The sequence below is a fragment of the Pseudomonas sp. GL_139_B genome (assembly GCF_057834475.1).
Window position 1 is genome coordinate 5,885,720 of the sequence record NZ_CM174403.1, and the last position, 15,165, is coordinate 5,900,884.

Here is a 15,165-nt window from a genome sequence, read left to right on the forward strand (position 1 = left end):
GAATTCAACTGTTCAGTGCGCTCCAGTCGAACGGCTGCGCAAAGTCGCCGACATCCTCGGCCATCATCGGCCGCGCCACCAGAAAACCCTGCACGTATTCACAACCATTGGCTTGCAGCCATTGATATTGAGCGAGCGTTTCCACCCCTTCTGCAATCACCAGCATTCCGTATTCCTGGCACAGGTCGATCACATTGCGCACCAGTGCTGCATCCCGCGAGGAATCGGGCAGGCGAGCAATCAGATGCCGGTCGAACTTGAGCGTGTCCAGTTCCAGGTCGCGTAAATGGGACAGTGAGCAAGGCCCGGAACCGAAGTCATCCAATGCCACCCGCACCCCAAGATTGCGCAGCAAACGCAGAGTCTTTCGGGTTTCTTCGGGGTTTTGCATCAGCGCTTCTTCCGTCACCTCAACTTCCAGATGTCGCGGCTGCACGCCATGGCGTTCCAGCACACGGCGCAATTCGGTGATCAGGTTGGGCATGCCGAACTGAGTGCTACTCAAACTCACACAAAGCACCAGATCCTCGGCAAACAGGGCTTCCCAGGCCTTGCGCTGCTCAATCGCTCGATGGTAAATCCAGCTGCCCAGCCGACTGATCAGCCGGGCCTCTTCCAGCAACGGCAAAAACAGTCCCGGCGGAACATCGCCGACGCTCGGGTGCTGCCAACGCAGCAATGCCTCGAACCCGCGGATCTGCCCATTGGCGATGGACACTTGAGGTTGATACACCAAATTGAAATCACGGTTTTCGATGGCCGTGCGCACGCTCTCTTCGAGCATCAGCCGCGAACGCGCCCGGCCGTTCATCTCGTGATCGTAGAAACGATACTGCTGACGGCCCGCACGCTTGGCTTCGTACATGGCAATGTCCGAGGCCCGCAACAAACCGTCGAGGTTGGCCCCGCAATCCGGAAACGTCGCAATGCCGATGCTGGCACCCAAGGTGATTTCCAGGCCTTCAATCTGCTGATAGACCGATACCCGCTCGATGAGTTTTTCCGCAATCTTCGCCGCCTGCTCGGGAAACTCCAGGTCCAGCAACGCCGTAAACTCATCACCGCCGATGCGCGCCAGAATGTCGAAGGGCCGCAAACAGGCCTTCAACTGTTCGGACACCCATCGCAGCACGCGGTCCCCGGCATCGTGCCCCAGGGAATCATTGACCCGTTTGAAGCCGTCGAGGTCCAGGTACAGCAGCACCCAGGCACCGTCGGAGCGTTCGCCGCGCAGCAGCAGGTTTTCAACGGTCTGGTAGAACCCCCTGCGATTGAGCAGGCCGGTCAAGGGGTCGGTTACTGCCTGATATTCCAGTTGCTGATGCAGGTGACGCACCACCGACATGTCCAGTACCGTCACCACCATGGCGCGCTGTTCAGCGGGCAATGGCGCGCACGACAGCGCCACCGGCACCTGCTGGCCGGGGGCGGTGCGCAACAGCGCGTCATGCAGTCGAAAGGTTTCGCCGCGCTTGTATCCGGTGTAAATCTCGGAATCCGTCCAGACCGGGATGTGCGGTTTTTGCAGGAAATCCAGAAACTCTTTGCCTTGCAGCTCCTGCACAGTGGCATTGAGCAGCCGCGACATGGCCGGGTTGGCAAAACGGATCACCCCGTCCTCACTCACCACCAGAATGCCTTCAGCCGCGTTCTCCAACACCGAGGCATTAAAAGCACGAGCGGCTTCCAGGTCGTGGCTCAGGCGCTGCAACGCACGGCGATTACGCTGATGCTCCAGCAGGGCCTGAACTTTGGGTTTGAGAATTTGCGGGTCGAACGGCTTGAACAGGTAATCCACCGCACCGCTGGCGTAACCCTTGATCACGGCGTCTTGAGACTGTTCGTTGGCCGTCAGGAAAATGATCGGCGTGAGGCGCGTTCGCTGACTGCCACGCATCAGGCGAGCCACTTCAAAACCGTCCATGCCCGGCATTTGCACATCGAGCAATACCAGGTCGACATCGTGTTTAAGCAATAGGCCGAGCGCTTCAAAGCCGGAGGCGGCGGTGATGACCTGCCAATCCTGGCGCTGGAGCAATGCGCGCATGCTGATCAGGCTTTCAGGGTAATCATCGACGATTAAAACGATTGAGCTGCCTTCGGTTGGCGTGGGTCGCGCGCATTCCATGCTGCTTCTCTTGTTCGAGGGCGTCAGGCCGGATCTCGTGAAAACCGGACAATTATTGTGACTTCACTCTAGACCGGATCCGTAAAAGCAGAAGCCATCACAGCGCCATCATTTAACCCATGCGTTCATTTGCCGACTAACGGTCGGCCCTGTAAGCCCCGAAAACCGGGCGAGATGGCATTTAGACAGGATGTTGACGCCAATCATTTGCCATTCGAGCATTAACAAAGTGGCCTTCTACGCTTATAAAGACCGCCCTCCAAGGCGCGTCCCAGAGCTTCTGGCACGTGCGTGCAGCAAAAATTTGTGGAAGCTTGTCTATGATCGATCTCGCAACCTGGAACCTCAGCGTTCCCGTCGGCAGTCCGCCCTACACCGTTGATACAGCCAAACTGGTAAACGGCTTCAAGGACCAATACTTCCACTCCGACACCGGCACCTTGTTCTTCTGGGCTCCGGTAACGGGCTCGCGCACCGCAAATGCCATCTACCCACGCACCGAACTTCGCGAAACCTACAGCAATGGCACGCTGAAAAACTGGTACTACCCGGACGCCGACAACCTACTTCGCGCGACCCTGGCGGTGAATCAAGTGCCGAGCTCGGGGAAAGTCGTCATTGGCCAGATCCATGCCTATGAAAGCCAGAAGCCCCTGGTGAAGGTCGAGTACCAATACAAAACCAAAACCTCGACCGGCAACATCGTCGCCAAAGTGCGCATGCACCCGGATGATGGTGAAGGTCGGGTGATTACCATTGCGACGGGCGTGAAGCTGGATCAGGAGTTTTCCTATTTGATTCACCTGAGCCCGGGTGGTGCGTTGGGCATCAGTGCGGCGGGGTATCAGTGGGACACCAACATCAGTGCGACCTGGCGTGTGAAGCCGCTGTATTTCAAGGCCGGGGTTTATGTGCAGGACAACACCGGGTACACCAGCGAGGGGGGGAAGGTGACGTTTAGCAAGCTGGATATTGATCACGATAAGTAAAAACACCTCAGCCCCTGTAGCAGCTGCCGAGCAACACGAGGCTGCGTCCGAGGACAAAGTCCTCGCATTCCCTTGACGACTGCTGCTACAGCGTCCGAAAAACGCGTAGGACGCCTCCGACTGTGGCGAGGGAGCTTGCTCCCGCTGGGCTGCGAAGCAGCCCCAAACCCTGCCACCTGATTCCCACAGACCAACCACACCCCCGATTTACGGCACCTGCGCCGCCGAACGGGAGCAAGCTCCCTCGCCACAAGGACCGCATGCACGTCCTACAGCCCGGTTGCGACTGCCGAAATTGCTGCCTAAAGTTGGTCTGTCGCTGACATTGTTGGCGATAGGGTTTCGCAGCCCTAGCGATACGTGTAGTAACCTAGCGCCTCGAAAAAAGAGGCACGTCAGCACTCGTCCTCCTTTTTATGGTGGCTGTGTGTGGGAGACCTTCGGGTCTGCCGGGTTCCTCGTATCCCTGGTCTGCGAACCCGCACATAGCTACCACCCCAATCGTTTCGCAGCGAACGGTAGTAGCTCTTCTTTTAGATACGAGGAAGATTTACTTATGACAATGAACAAACCGCCACGCCGCTTCACTCCAATGTCCCAGCTGTCCACCGACTATCCCGTCCTTCTCATCGACAGCGACGCCCCGCTACGCGAACTCCACAACTGCGTCAGCGAACGCCTCAATGCTGTTCTCAAGTACCTGAACCTGATGGCCTGCACCAGCCTGCCCGATTACGCCGAGAACGACATCAACACTGTCACCAACATTGCGCGGATCCTGGTCCAGGATATTGCGGATGTGTTTGGAGTGATTGAGCAGCGGGGGTTTAACCAGCCAATAAATAGCTGACTATTCGGCTTATAAAACAGAAGGGGATAACTAAACGAAACATTCACCTTTCCATCAAGAGTATTGATATCAAAACTTCTTCTGACTGCGGCCATTGAACTTGATGATTTAAACCGCGAGCGCCCGCGTCTGTCTTTAAAACACACAACGCCCGATGCTGCGCACCGGGCGTTGTGGTGAAACGGGTATAACCCTATTTCAGTACTAGACAGCCATTCCGACTATGCATGAGGCTTCGCAAAAGTACATTTGCCTACTTCCTTTCCATCAACCGACATCGATCCATAGAGTTTGTTATAGGTTGCATCATCCGATTGCAGCGAAAAGACTGTCTCGCCAGCATTAAAGCTGAGAGTAATACCATTTGATGCCGGGGTTTTATAGCCGAACCAAGCGTGTGTCAATACCGTTACACGCAGCGCGATAGTTCCAGAAGGAGCTAAATCACCTTCCATTTTTCCCGAGTCATATTCCGCCGATGTAATATGAAGGGTGTGATACTGACCATTTATCCGCTCTTTACTGTGATACGTACTTTCCAAAACTGTGTTTTTTTTGGTCATAGCCTATTCTCCTGATGACAAAAATTAGAAAGAAAGGGGACAGATCTATTTAACCGACCTCTTTTCCTTTTTCTCGGACTACGAATCAATTATTAGGGAGCAGCCAGCATTAAATCACCTGTAATAAATGACAGTTTCTAATACGTTTTTGCGATAACAGAGCTAACGTTAAAACAGGAAATATTAAAAACAACTTCTACCGCCTGTGCACGTTATTTACTGCTACGCTTCCTCCATCACTACAAGGACGTAGGAGGCTATATGCCCAGAATGGGACGTGTTGTGTTACCCAATTATCCACATCATGTCGTGCAACGAGGCCACAACAGGCAGGTTGTGTTTGCCGAGCCGGGCGACTTCCAGCGTTATCTCGAAGATCTGCGAGAACTCAAAACGCTATTCAACGTGAAAGTGTATGCCTTCTGCTTGATGACCAATCATGTCCACCTATTGCTAGCGCCGGAGACTCCGTTGCAGGTCTCGGACAATTGATGAAAGGCCTGGCGGGACGCATGACAAGGTATCGCAACAAGCTGGAGGGCCGCTCCGGTACCTTGTGGGAGAGTCGATACAAATCCAGTGTTGTTCAAACCGACACCTATCTGCTGGCATGTAGTCGATACATCGAGCTAAACCCGGTGCGAGCGCAAATGGTTCAGCAGGCACAAGATTACCCTTGGTTGAGCTTGCACCTGCGCCTCAACGAAACTGCAGACAACCATTGGCTGGATGAAGATCCTTGCTTCAACGAACTCGGTAGAACCCATATCGAGCGCCTTGCTCGCTATACCTCTTTTATGGAACAGGCAATTCCTTCCTCTGAATTGCAGTTGATCCGAGCCGCCCTCCAGCGCGGCCAGTTGACCGGTAATCCTCGATTTATAGACGAAATAGAACAAATCACTGGATTGCGAATATCGCATCGAGCACGGGGCAGGCCTGCGAAACAAATCGAATAGAAGCACTAGGGATTAAATAAATCTGTCCCCTTTTGTTTTTTGTTTAGTCCCCTTTTGTCTTTTTTTGTTTTTTTTCCCGGTTAAATTTAGAAGCAGCAAACACCGCACCTATAACAAAAAATTATTAAAAACTGTCATTTATTACAGCTGCACGTAAAGAAACTTACCACTAATATCTCCCATGCAACATATATGCAGAAAATGGGCAAACAAAAAAGTCCGCCTTTCTGCTTCCTGCCTCAACTATTAAAAAGGATTTGAAAAATGGCGATAGCTAAATGGGAAAGAATGGCGCTATACACACCTGGCGATCTCTTCTCCTACATCGATGTGAACAGAAAAGGAGAGCAAACCCGAGTCCAAATGCCTTTTGCAGGTCTGTTCAGCATTAGCACTGCCGACACGTCATATAAGTCATCATTCGGCGATGAATTCACCTTTAAACTGGTGGGGGACACATTTTCATGCCGTTACAACTTCAACATTGACAATGCAGACCGCATATCAATGAGTCCTAATGAGATAGCTATTCGGCAACGTCACTCCGCAGAACTGGAGTCACTTAATGCTCAAAAAAACATTATTGAATCAATCTTCGCACCTGAACTGAGCGCATTGAACGAGTACCGCAAGAAAAATTCAGGTGACAACCCGACAGATGAACAAGTAAGTCAATATGTTATGCTTAAAAAATGCTTTGAAGAAAAACAGCGTCCGTATCTGCCAGAACTAAATCGTTTAAAAGATGCAATCAGCACGTATCCTGACCCTGAAGTTGAAATCCGAAATTTAGCAAGGGCGCGGTATCCATAATCTGATCCTACCAGGGGGGGGAATTAAATACCCCCCTTTTCTCTGCCGGCAAATGTGCTTCTGGGCCGCATACAACATCCAAAATACAATGGCCACAGCGGCTTTGAAAATTTTGTTGATAATCCAATTCGCGCCCCCGCAGCCCCGTTAAACAGAGAATCTAATCAGCCGATGTCGATACTGGTAAAACACTTCGATTCTGCGGACATTGGCTTCGTTGGCGAATCACGCCCAATCCAAAATTTTCGTTTTTTACATCCCTTAAATCTTCCTCTATCTGCATGCGCGGCTTGAAAATGGCCACAATCTCCATGAATGTCACTATTTCGGCGGTATGCTGGTCAAAGTCAGTATTAAATTGGCCTCTCGCTATATCCCGCTTCTGCGAGGGTGATTTTATGCTTAACAGGAAGACCTATTTTTATTTTCTTTCTTTTTAGTCCAATCACGCCCCCATTCCAGCCCACTGCCCCGCGTTTAAAGCTATAGCTAAAAAACATAATAAACTGTCAACATTTACAGGTGACCGCACTCGCAAACCAAACTAATCTCGTCTACGAAACACAAAAAAACAGAAGAGGATGCATCTATAAACCCACTTCCTTTTCTTCTTGTTGTCTTGATTGGAGATCACCATGAAATACGAAGAACTTTTAGCCAACAACGCCCAGCAACTCGATAGCCTTAAGAGTCAACTAACCTATTTAGAACAGGCACATACCGTAGAGGTCAATAGGCTAGCTAAATTCGCAGAAGGCGCGAGAGTCGAGTATCAATTTAAATATTATGGCAACACTCCCGCAGAACAGCAACGGCTACAAGACCAATTAGATAATGCAAATAAAGCTTTGGCCGACGCCCGCAGTACATATGCGAACAACAAAACCCCAATTGCCGAGCAGATTGCTTCAATTGAAAAATCCCTTTATTCGATTAGCGACGAAGGTGTAGCAGAAGCAGCAAAAGCGGAATTGACTCGCAGCTGGTAAGATTCCAGCGACGACATGTGACCTATTTAGCTTGTTTCACGAATTAAACCCGCCTCTCGGCGTAATGCTGTTCACTTATGCATTTGAGCTCACGCGGGGCTTCCTGGAAAATCCGATATCAGACCTCTGGTATCGGATTTTTTATGTCTGCTCAACAAGACCTGCTCGAGCTCGGCGACCTTTTCAACTTAAGGCTGTTCCGCTTAAGTGAACAGCATTACGCCGAGAGAGGGGGGGTATGTAACTCAAACGCTGAATGCCTTAGTTAACCTTAACGTTCAACTCAGCCTTCAAATACCTCTGATACATCCCTTCCAGCGAGATAGGATTGATTTTCGAAGCATTACCGGCCATACCAAATACCTCATAACGATTTAATACAAACATCAAAAAATGCACCAAGAAATGGACATCCATTAGCCGGCCTCAAGTCAAGACTAACGCCCCCTTTAGTTATTCCTATAAAGCCTTATAAACTGTCAACTATTACAGGTGTCTCGGCTTTTTATTTCGAGTAACTTGGACATGTAGTAAATAATATCAACCTTAGTCATTAAACCGAGGAAGCCTCATGAGCAATGTTGAAAAATCGTTCAGCGCACGTTTAAGTTATGACAATTATGCTGTTTGCTTTTACGAGCTCACGCTGAACGCTGCCAATGTCACCGGGGGTTTTAAAGGACGTACTATAACCGTACCAGGAAACAGCGGCTTTGCAGAGTTAACTGATAGTAAATACTTATGCCTTAATGATAAGTTATATCCGAATGAAGGTGACCTATTGTACTTTAATTACCTAGATGACGGGTACCATGTTCATATTATGGAGGGACCGAACAAAGGATTGTCTTTGGGTGTTTCAGACGGTTGGCTTTGCGCCTCAAATAAACCAGTACTGCTAACACTAAAAAGTGACCATGGCGATAAACTCACACTTGACGACTTCCGAAACGAGTCAAGTACAAAACTAGCTATCATTGGACCTAGAGGCTCCTTGCAATATTATAAATTTGAAAAGGTTGACAACTCGCTTTCATACTCGTACATCGTCACACATGGTGGCACCACCGAAATACCTTTTTTGTTCACATTCGTGGAAAAAAATGGTGCGTGAAAATGCCTTAAATTTTTAGAGGCCACTGGAAGCCCATAAAAAGGGATGAACAACTGTCAAAACATGCTGACAACGTGTCTTTCAGCACCTGACAAACAGAGAGCCATTTCACTATAGTTATCTTTAACTTAGTGGACATTATATAAATCTCGCCCATAAAAAACCCGCATCGCTGCGGGTTTTTTATTGCCATTCAAACACTAAAGGCTCAGTTCACCTTAGCGTTCAACTCACCTTTCAAATACCGCTGATACATCCCTTCCAACGAGATCGGTTTGATCTTCGAAGCATTACCTGCAGTACCAAACTGATTGTAACGGTCAATGCACACATCACGCATCGCAGTCACGGTCGCACCGAAGAACTTACGCGGATCAAACTCGCTCGGGTTGGTCGCCATCAAACGACGCATCGCACCAGTGGACGCCAAACGCAGGTCAGTATCAATGTTGACCTTACGCACGCCGTGCTTGATGCCTTCAACGATTTCTTCAACCGGCACGCCGTAGGTTTCTTTGATGTCGCCGCCGTACTGGTTGATGATCGCCAGCCACTCTTGCGGAACCGAAGACGAACCGTGCATTACCAGGTGGGTGTTCGGGATGCGTTTGTGGATTTCTTTGATGCGGTCGATGGCCAACACGTCGCCGGTAGGTGGCTTGGTGAACTTGTAGGCGCCGTGGCTGGTGCCGATGGCGATGGCCAGGGCGTCGACCTGGGTGCGTTTGACGAAGTCAGCGGCTTCTTCCGGGTCGGTCAGCATTTGGCTGTGGTCCAGAACGCCTTCGGCGCCGATACCGTCTTCTTCACCGGCCATGCCGGTTTCCAGCGAACCCAGGCAGCCCAGCTCGCCTTCTACCGAAACGCCACAGGCGTGAGCCATGGCCACGGTTTGTTGGGTAACACGGACGTTGTAGTCGTAGTCGGTCGGGGTCTTGCCATCTTCGCCCAGGGAACCGTCCATCATCACCGAGCTGAAGCCCAGTTGGATGGAGCGCTGGCAGACGTCAGGGCTGGTGCCGTGGTCCTGGTGCATGCACACCGGGATGTGCGGGAATTCTTCGATGGCCGCCAGGATCAGGTGACGCAGGAACGGGGCGCCGGCGTATTTGCGAGCACCGGCCGAAGCCTGGACGATCACCGGGGAGTCAGTCTTGTCAGCGGCTTCCATGATGGCGCGCATCTGCTCAAGGTTGTTGACGTTGAAGGCTGGAACGCCGTAGCCGAACTCGGCTGCGTGGTCCAGCATCTGGCGCATGCTGATAAGTGCCATTGTGTGTGTCTCTCCCGGTTTGGGTCGTTAATCGTGCCAGCCTGCCGTAGCGGCGGCGGCTATTCAAGTTATTGCAGATCGGGGGTTGGTCCGGGCTGCGAATTCGGGTATTGCCAAAATCCTGGAAAACGCCAATCTCCTGTAGGAGCCGAGCTTGCTCGCGATGGCGGTTTAACTGCCGGCACATGTATTGAATGTGCTGACGCTATCGCGAGCAAGCTCAGCTCCTACAAGGTTGCGCGTCGTCCCGTATCACTCGGCCTTGCAGCCACGGCCAATCAAATCATTGGTGGCGACCCAGTAAACCAGGCCTTCCTCACCTTTAATGTGAAACGCCAGCATGTCATTGCTGTACAGCGAACCTTCGGCGCCCGGCTCCTGTTTCAAGCGGTACACCTGATCGGCCCCGCCGAGGCGCACGTCGACTTCCTTGCGGCTGTCGTCGGCGTAGCGCCACAGCACTTTGGCATGGCTGTCGCAGGTCCAGGTGGTCCAGTTATCCACAGGAGCGGACGACTGGAACAGGTTCAACTGAGCGCAACCGGCCAGCAATGCCAGCGCCATCACGGCGATAAAACCTTTCATCCATGTTCCTCGACTGACGGCGCACGCCGCCAGCCCTGAGTAATAAGTCAGACCCGTCAAGGACAGCCCTGTTCCTTGGCGGGTGTCTGTGCCTCGTATTTATCCAGGCCATCCGGCCCGGAACGCTTGTTGAGCACAGGATTGGTTTCCGCTTGCCAGTCGGCCTGGTAGCAGCCTTTTTCCTGGGTCTGCGGCGCAGGCTCCGGCGTGGCTTTCGGGTTACTCCCGCAAGCCGCCAGCATGCCCGCTGCCGTCAGCAGCGTTAACGTCTTGACCATGTAAACACTCCTTTGCCTGGTCAAATGCGCGGACTCAGGCCTTGGCCCGGCTTTCCAGGACTTCAACGGCTGGCAGCACTTTGCCTTCGACGAATTCGAGGAATGCACCGCCGCCGGTAGAAATGTAGGAGATCTGCTCAGCCACGCCATATTTATCGATGGCCGCCAGGGTGTCGCCGCCGCCAGCGATGGAGAACGCCGAGCTTTCCGCGATGGCCTGGGCCAGCACTTTGGTGCCGTTACCGAACTGGTCGAATTCGAACACGCCCACCGGGCCGTTCCACAGGATGGTCTTGGACGATTTCAGCAGCTCAGCGAAATTCGCTGCGGTCTGTGGGCCGATGTCCAGGATCATGTCGTCGTCGGCCACGTCAGCGATCAACTTGACGGTAGCAGTGGCGCTCTCGGCGAACTCCTTGGCAACCACTACGTCGACTGGCAGCGGCACGCTGACCTTGGCGGCGATGGCGCGGGCGGTATCCAGCAAGTCCGGTTCGTACAGGGACTTGCCGACCGGGTGACCGGCAGCCGCCAGGAAAGTGTTGGCGATGCCGCCGCCGACGATCAGCTGATTGCAGATCTGGCTCAGGCTGTTCAGTACGTCGAGCTTGGTCGAGACCTTGGAGCCGGCAACGATGGCGGCCATTGGCTGAGCCGGGGCGCCGAGGGCTTTGCCCAGTGCGTCCAGTTCAGCAGCCAGCAACGGGCCAGCGGCGGCAACTTTGGCGAACTTGGCCACGCCGTGGGTCGAACCTTCGGCGCGGTGAGCAGTGCCGAAGGCGTCCATCACGAACACGTCGCACAGGGCGGCGTATTGCTGGGCCAGTTCGTCAGCGTTCTTTTTCTCGCCTTTGTTGAAGCGCACGTTTTCGAACAGCACGATGTCGCCGGCCTTGACGTCAACGCCGCCCAGGTAATCGGCCACCAGAGGCACTTCACGACCCAGCGCCTTGCTCAGGTAGTCAGCGACAGGCTTGAGGCTGTTCTCGGCGGAAAATTCGCCTTCGGTCGGACGGCCAAGGTGCGAGCAGACCATCACGGCCGCGCCTTTCTCCAGGGCCAGCTTGATGGTCGGCAGCGAGGCCAGGATTCGCGCATCGCTGGTGACAACACCGTCCTTGACTGGGACGTTGAGGTCTTCGCGGATCAGTACGCGCTTACCTTGCAGATCGAGGTCGGACATCTTCAACACGGTCATGGGTCGCAATTCCTGAGTTACTGTTTTGGAGAAGCTGTTGGAGTAGCTGTTTGCAGATAGTGTTCTGCAACGTCCAGCATTCGGTTGGCAAACCCCCATTCGTTGTCGAACCAGGCCAGGATGTTCACCAGCCGTGGGCCGGAAACTCGGGTCTGACTGGCATCGACGATCGCCGAATGTGGGTCATGGTTAAAATCACAACTGGCGTGAGGCAACTCGGTATAGGCCAGCAAGCCTTTGAGCGGGCCACTGGTGGCGGCCTCGCGCAGGATCCGGTTGACCTCGGTGGCGTCGGTGTCGCTGACGGTCTGCATCGTAATATCGAGGCAAGACACGTTAACCGTCGGCACGCGTACGGCTTTGGCCTGAATTCGCCCGGCAAGTTCCGGCAGCAGGCGTTCGATGCCTCGTGCCAGACCGGTGGACACCGGAATCACCGACTGGAACGCCGAACGGGTGCGGCGCAGGTCTTCATGATGATAGGCGTCAATGACGGGCTGATCGTTCATCGCCGAGTGAATGGTGGTGATCGACACGTATTCCAGACCAATCGCCTGATCCAGCAGGCGCAACAACGGCACGCCGCAGTTGGTGGTGCAGGACGCGTTGGACACCAGCAGCTCGTCGCCGGTCAGGCAATCCTGGTTCACGCCGTAGACGATGGTGGCGTCGACATCTGCCTCGCTGGCCATCGGCTGAGAAAACAGCACACGCGGCGCGCCGGCGTCGAGGAACCGCTGGCCGTCTTCACGGGTGTGATAAGCGCCGGAGCATTCCAGCACCAGATCGACGCCCAGCGACGCCCAATCGATGCCTTCGGGGGTGGCACTGCGCAGGACCTTCACGCAGTCGCCATTAATATGCAGACAATCGCCGTCGACCTTCACGTCACCGGGAAAACGCCCGTGAGTGGAGTCGAAGCGTGTCAGGTATTCGATGCTGGCCATGTCAGCCAGGTCGTTGATCGCGACAATTTCAAACCCGGCCTTCTCGCCTCGCTCAAACAACGCACGCAAGACGCAACGACCAATCCGGCCGTAGCCGTTGAGTGCAACTTTGTAAGGACGCGGTTGAGGCATGGGGGTCTCGATAGACGCAGTCAGACGAAATCTCGTTAACAACACACCCCCTGTAGGAGCTGGCTTGCCAGCGATTGAGCCATCAGATGCAACATTGCTGTCGACTGAAAAGACGCTTTCGCTGGCAAGCCCGCTCCTATAAGGGATTGCGGTGGTCATGAAACCACCGCGTTGGGCTTAGTCTTCCAACAGCTCTTCAGCCTGACCCAGGATGTTTTCCAGGGTGAAGCCGAACTCTTCGAACAAGGCTGGCGCAGGCGCCGACTCGCCGTAGGTGGTCATGCCAATCACGCGGCCTTCCAGGCCCACGTACTTGTACCAGTAGTCTGCGTGAGCAGCTTCGATGGCGATACGGGCGCTGACCTGCAACGGCAGAACCGCTTGCTTGTAGCCGGCATCCTGAGCATCGAACACGCTGGTGCACGGCATGGAAACCACGCGCACCTTGCGGCCTTGCTCAGTCAGCTTGTCGTAAGCCTGAACCGCCAGGCCCACTTCGGAACCGGTAGCGATCAGGATCAGCTCAGGCTCGCCCGCGCAATCTTTCAGCACATAACCACCACGGCTGATGTCGGCGATCTGGCCGGCGTCACGGGTTTGGTGCTGCAGGTTCTGACGCGAGAAGATCAGCGCCGAAGGGCCGTCCTTGCGTTCCAGGGCCAGCTTCCAGCACACCGCCGCTTCAACGGCATCGGCTGGGCGCCAGGTGTCCAGGTTCGGCGTGCTGCGCAGGCTGGTCAGTTGCTCGATTGGCTGGTGAGTCGGGCCGTCTTCGCCCAGACCGATGGAGTCATGGGTGTAGACGTGGATCACACGCTGCTTCATCAGGGCCGACATGCGCACTGCGTTGCGGGCGTATTCCATGAACATCAGGAAGGTTGCGCCGTAAGGCACCAGGCCGCCGTGCAGGGCAACGCCGTTCATGATGGCGGTCATGCCGAATTCGCGAACGCCGTAGTACATGTAGTTGCCACTGGCATCTTCTGCGGTGACACCTTTGCAGCCTTTCCACAGGGTCAGGTTGGAACCGGCCAGGTCAGCCGAACCGCCAAACAGTTCCGGCAGCAGTGGGCCGAACGCGTTCAGGGCGTTCTGGCTGGCTTTACGGCTGGCGATGGACTCGCCCTTGGCGGCGACTTCGGCGATGTATTCATCAGCCTTGGCAGCGAAATCGAGTGGCAGGTCGCCATTCAAACGGCTCATGAACTCGATGGCCTGCGCCGGAAACTCGGCGGAGTAGGCCGCAAAGCGCTGATCCCACTCGGCTTCGGCCGCTTTGCCGGCTTCCTTGGCGTCCCACTCGGCGTAGATGTCAGCCGGGATTTCGAACGGGCCGTGGTTCCACTTCAGTGCAGCACGGGTCAGAGCGATTTCCGCGTCACCCAATGGGGCGCCGTGGCAGTCTTCTTTGCCTTGCTTGTTCGGCGAACCGAAACCGATGGTGGTCTTGCAGCAAATCAGGGTTGGCTGATCGCTTTTGCGCGCGGTTTCGATGGCGGTCTTGATCTCTTCCGGGTCATGACCGTCGACGTTGCGGATCACCTGCCAGTTGTAGGCTTCGAAACGCTTCGGGGTGTCGTCGGTGAACCAGCCTTCGACTTCGCCGTCGATGGAGATGCCGTTGTCATCGTAGAAGGCGATCAGTTTACCCAAGCCCAAGGTACCGGCCAGGGAAGCGACTTCGTGGGAAATGCCTTCCATCATGCAGCCATCACCCAGGAACACGTAGGTGTGGTGGTCAACGATGTTGTGACCCGGGCGGTTGAACTGCGCGGCCATGACTTTCTCGGCCAGGGCAAAACCGATGGCGTTGGCCAGGCCTTGGCCCAGTGGACCGGTGGTGGTTTCAACACCGGGGGTATAGCCGAGTTCCGGGTGGCCCGGAGTGCGGCTGTGCAACTGACGGAAATTTTTCAGGTCATCGATAGACAGGTCGTAACCGGTCAGGTGCAGCAGCGAGTAGATCAACATCGAGCCGTGACCGTTGGACAGCACAAAGCGGTCACGGTCGGCGAACGATGGATTGCTCGGGTTGTGCTTGAGGTAGTCACGCCAAAGTACTTCGGCGATATCCGCCATACCCATAGGGGCACCGGGATGGCCGCTGTTGGCTTTTTGCACGGCATCCATGCTGAGGGCACGAATGGCGTTGGCACGCTCACGACGGCTTGGCATCGCTGATCTCCTGGGGGCTTGAATAAAACGAAACGGAAAAAAGGCGAGCATTTTCCCTCACCGGGCCGCCTCGGGGCAATGACAGATAGTCATCTGGGGGCGTTTTTCCAATGGATTACGGTGGATTCGACGGGTGAAACCTTTCTGCTATCCGTTTGTAGAGTGAACAAAA

General features: G+C 54.3%; 13 protein-coding genes and 2 pseudogenes. 6 read left to right on the forward strand and 9 right to left on the reverse strand.

The window, feature by feature from the left end; translation table 11 throughout:
* Window positions 1-4: 4 nt before the first annotated feature.
* Window positions 5-2,128: a putative bifunctional diguanylate cyclase/phosphodiesterase gene (locus tag AC3ISI_RS26965; protein WP_489334540.1), complete on the reverse strand. Its 2,124-nt coding sequence runs from the start codon at window positions 2,126-2,128 to the stop codon at window positions 5-7.
* Window positions 2,129-2,448: 320 nt separating this feature from the next.
* Here AC3ISI_RS26965 and AC3ISI_RS26970 point away from each other — a divergent pair, with 320 nt between their 5' ends.
* Together AC3ISI_RS26970 and AC3ISI_RS26975 are read left to right on the forward strand one after the other, a co-directional pair.
* Entirely contained in the window at window positions 2,449-3,117 is a 669-nt protein-coding gene (locus tag AC3ISI_RS26970; RefSeq protein WP_489334541.1) for a polysaccharide lyase family 7 protein, read from the forward strand.
* Window positions 3,118-3,673: 556 nt separating this feature from the next.
* Window positions 3,674-3,967, forward strand: a complete 294-nt coding sequence (locus tag AC3ISI_RS26975; RefSeq protein WP_489334542.1) for a fructose-bisphosphate aldolase — start codon at window positions 3,674-3,676, stop codon at window positions 3,965-3,967.
* Window positions 3,968-4,188: 221 nt separating this feature from the next.
* Here the strand turns inward: AC3ISI_RS26975 and AC3ISI_RS26980 are convergent, their stop codons facing one another.
* Window positions 4,189-4,530 carry a hypothetical protein gene (locus tag AC3ISI_RS26980; protein ID WP_489334543.1) on the reverse strand — a complete coding sequence of 114 codons (342 nt, stop codon included), beginning with the start codon at window positions 4,528-4,530 and terminating at the stop codon, window positions 4,189-4,191.
* 261 nt (window positions 4,531-4,791) lie between these two features.
* Here AC3ISI_RS26980 and AC3ISI_RS26985 point away from each other — a divergent pair.
* From AC3ISI_RS26985 to AC3ISI_RS26995, 3 genes and pseudogenes are all read left to right on the forward strand, one after another.
* Window positions 4,792-5,489: pseudogene (locus AC3ISI_RS26985) on the forward strand (transposase).
* 264 nt (window positions 5,490-5,753) lie between these two features.
* The gene (locus AC3ISI_RS26990; RefSeq protein ID WP_489334544.1) at window positions 5,754-6,302 is read left to right on the forward strand and encodes a hypothetical protein; all 549 of its coding nucleotides are present in this window, start codon (window positions 5,754-5,756) and stop codon (window positions 6,300-6,302) included.
* Window positions 6,303-6,937: 635 nt separating this feature from the next.
* On the forward strand, window positions 6,938-7,291 hold the full coding sequence (locus AC3ISI_RS26995) for a hypothetical protein (RefSeq protein WP_489334545.1): 354 nt from the start codon (window positions 6,938-6,940) through the stop codon (window positions 7,289-7,291).
* A 261-nt stretch (window positions 7,292-7,552) separates the two neighbouring features.
* Here AC3ISI_RS26995 and AC3ISI_RS27000 read toward each other — a convergent pair.
* A pseudogene (locus tag AC3ISI_RS27000) lies at window positions 7,553-7,663 on the reverse strand (fructose-1,6-bisphosphate aldolase); the annotation flags it as partial.
* 199 nt (window positions 7,664-7,862) lie between these two features.
* Here AC3ISI_RS27000 and AC3ISI_RS27005 point away from each other — a divergent pair.
* Complete coding sequence (locus AC3ISI_RS27005) at window positions 7,863-8,405, forward strand: hypothetical protein (protein WP_489334546.1); 543 nt, start codon at window positions 7,863-7,865, stop codon at window positions 8,403-8,405.
* 208 nt (window positions 8,406-8,613) lie between these two features.
* On the opposite strand, the gene fba is transcribed toward AC3ISI_RS27005, so the two are convergent.
* From fba to tkt, 6 genes are all read right to left on the reverse strand, one after another.
* Window positions 8,614-9,678: a class II fructose-bisphosphate aldolase gene (gene fba, locus AC3ISI_RS27010; RefSeq protein WP_007945427.1), complete on the reverse strand. Its 1,065-nt coding sequence runs from the start codon at window positions 9,676-9,678 to the stop codon at window positions 8,614-8,616.
* Window positions 9,679-9,930: 252 nt separating this feature from the next.
* Window positions 9,931-10,263 carry an MliC family protein gene (locus AC3ISI_RS27015; protein WP_489334547.1) on the reverse strand — a complete coding sequence of 111 codons (333 nt, stop codon included), beginning with the start codon at window positions 10,261-10,263 and terminating at the stop codon, window positions 9,931-9,933.
* 56 nt (window positions 10,264-10,319) lie between these two features.
* A complete protein-coding gene (locus tag AC3ISI_RS27020) occupies window positions 10,320-10,541 on the reverse strand; it encodes a hypothetical protein (protein ID WP_489334548.1) in 222 nt (73 codons plus the stop codon).
* A 34-nt stretch (window positions 10,542-10,575) separates the two neighbouring features.
* Window positions 10,576-11,739: a phosphoglycerate kinase gene (locus AC3ISI_RS27025; RefSeq protein WP_489334549.1), complete on the reverse strand. Its 1,164-nt coding sequence runs from the start codon at window positions 11,737-11,739 to the stop codon at window positions 10,576-10,578.
* Window positions 11,740-11,756: 17 nt separating this feature from the next.
* Window positions 11,757-12,818 carry an erythrose-4-phosphate dehydrogenase gene (gene epd / locus AC3ISI_RS27030; protein WP_489334550.1) on the reverse strand — a complete coding sequence of 354 codons (1,062 nt, stop codon included), beginning with the start codon at window positions 12,816-12,818 and terminating at the stop codon, window positions 11,757-11,759.
* A gap of 177 nt (window positions 12,819-12,995) precedes the next feature.
* On the reverse strand, window positions 12,996-14,993 hold the full coding sequence (gene tkt, locus AC3ISI_RS27035; protein WP_489334551.1) for a transketolase: 1,998 nt from the start codon (window positions 14,991-14,993) through the stop codon (window positions 12,996-12,998).
* Window positions 14,994-15,165: the final 172 nt, after the last annotated feature.

Coding starts and splice junctions, on each gene's coding strand:
- AC3ISI_RS26965 (WP_489334540.1), bottom strand. CDS start 2,128: ATGGAATGCGCGCGACCCACGCCAACCGAAGGCAGCTCAATCGTTTTA.
- AC3ISI_RS26970 (WP_489334541.1), top strand. CDS start 2,449: ATGATCGATCTCGCAACCTGGAACCTCAGCGTTCCCGTCGGCAGTCCG.
- AC3ISI_RS26975 (WP_489334542.1), top strand. CDS start 3,674: ATGACAATGAACAAACCGCCACGCCGCTTCACTCCAATGTCCCAGCTG.
- AC3ISI_RS26980 (WP_489334543.1), bottom strand. CDS start 4,530: ATGACCAAAAAAAACACAGTTTTGGAAAGTACGTATCACAGTAAAGAG.
- AC3ISI_RS26990 (WP_489334544.1), top strand. CDS start 5,754: ATGGCGATAGCTAAATGGGAAAGAATGGCGCTATACACACCTGGCGAT.
- AC3ISI_RS26995 (WP_489334545.1), top strand. CDS start 6,938: ATGAAATACGAAGAACTTTTAGCCAACAACGCCCAGCAACTCGATAGC.
- AC3ISI_RS27005 (WP_489334546.1), top strand. CDS start 7,863: ATGAGCAATGTTGAAAAATCGTTCAGCGCACGTTTAAGTTATGACAAT.
- fba (WP_007945427.1), bottom strand. CDS start 9,678: ATGGCACTTATCAGCATGCGCCAGATGCTGGACCACGCAGCCGAGTTC.
- AC3ISI_RS27015 (WP_489334547.1), bottom strand. CDS start 10,263: ATGAAAGGTTTTATCGCCGTGATGGCGCTGGCATTGCTGGCCGGTTGC.
- AC3ISI_RS27020 (WP_489334548.1), bottom strand. CDS start 10,541: ATGGTCAAGACGTTAACGCTGCTGACGGCAGCGGGCATGCTGGCGGCT.
- AC3ISI_RS27025 (WP_489334549.1), bottom strand. CDS start 11,739: ATGACCGTGTTGAAGATGTCCGACCTCGATCTGCAAGGTAAGCGCGTA.
- epd (WP_489334550.1), bottom strand. CDS start 12,818: ATGCCTCAACCGCGTCCTTACAAAGTTGCACTCAACGGCTACGGCCGG.
- tkt (WP_489334551.1), bottom strand. CDS start 14,993: ATGCCAAGCCGTCGTGAGCGTGCCAACGCCATTCGTGCCCTCAGCATG.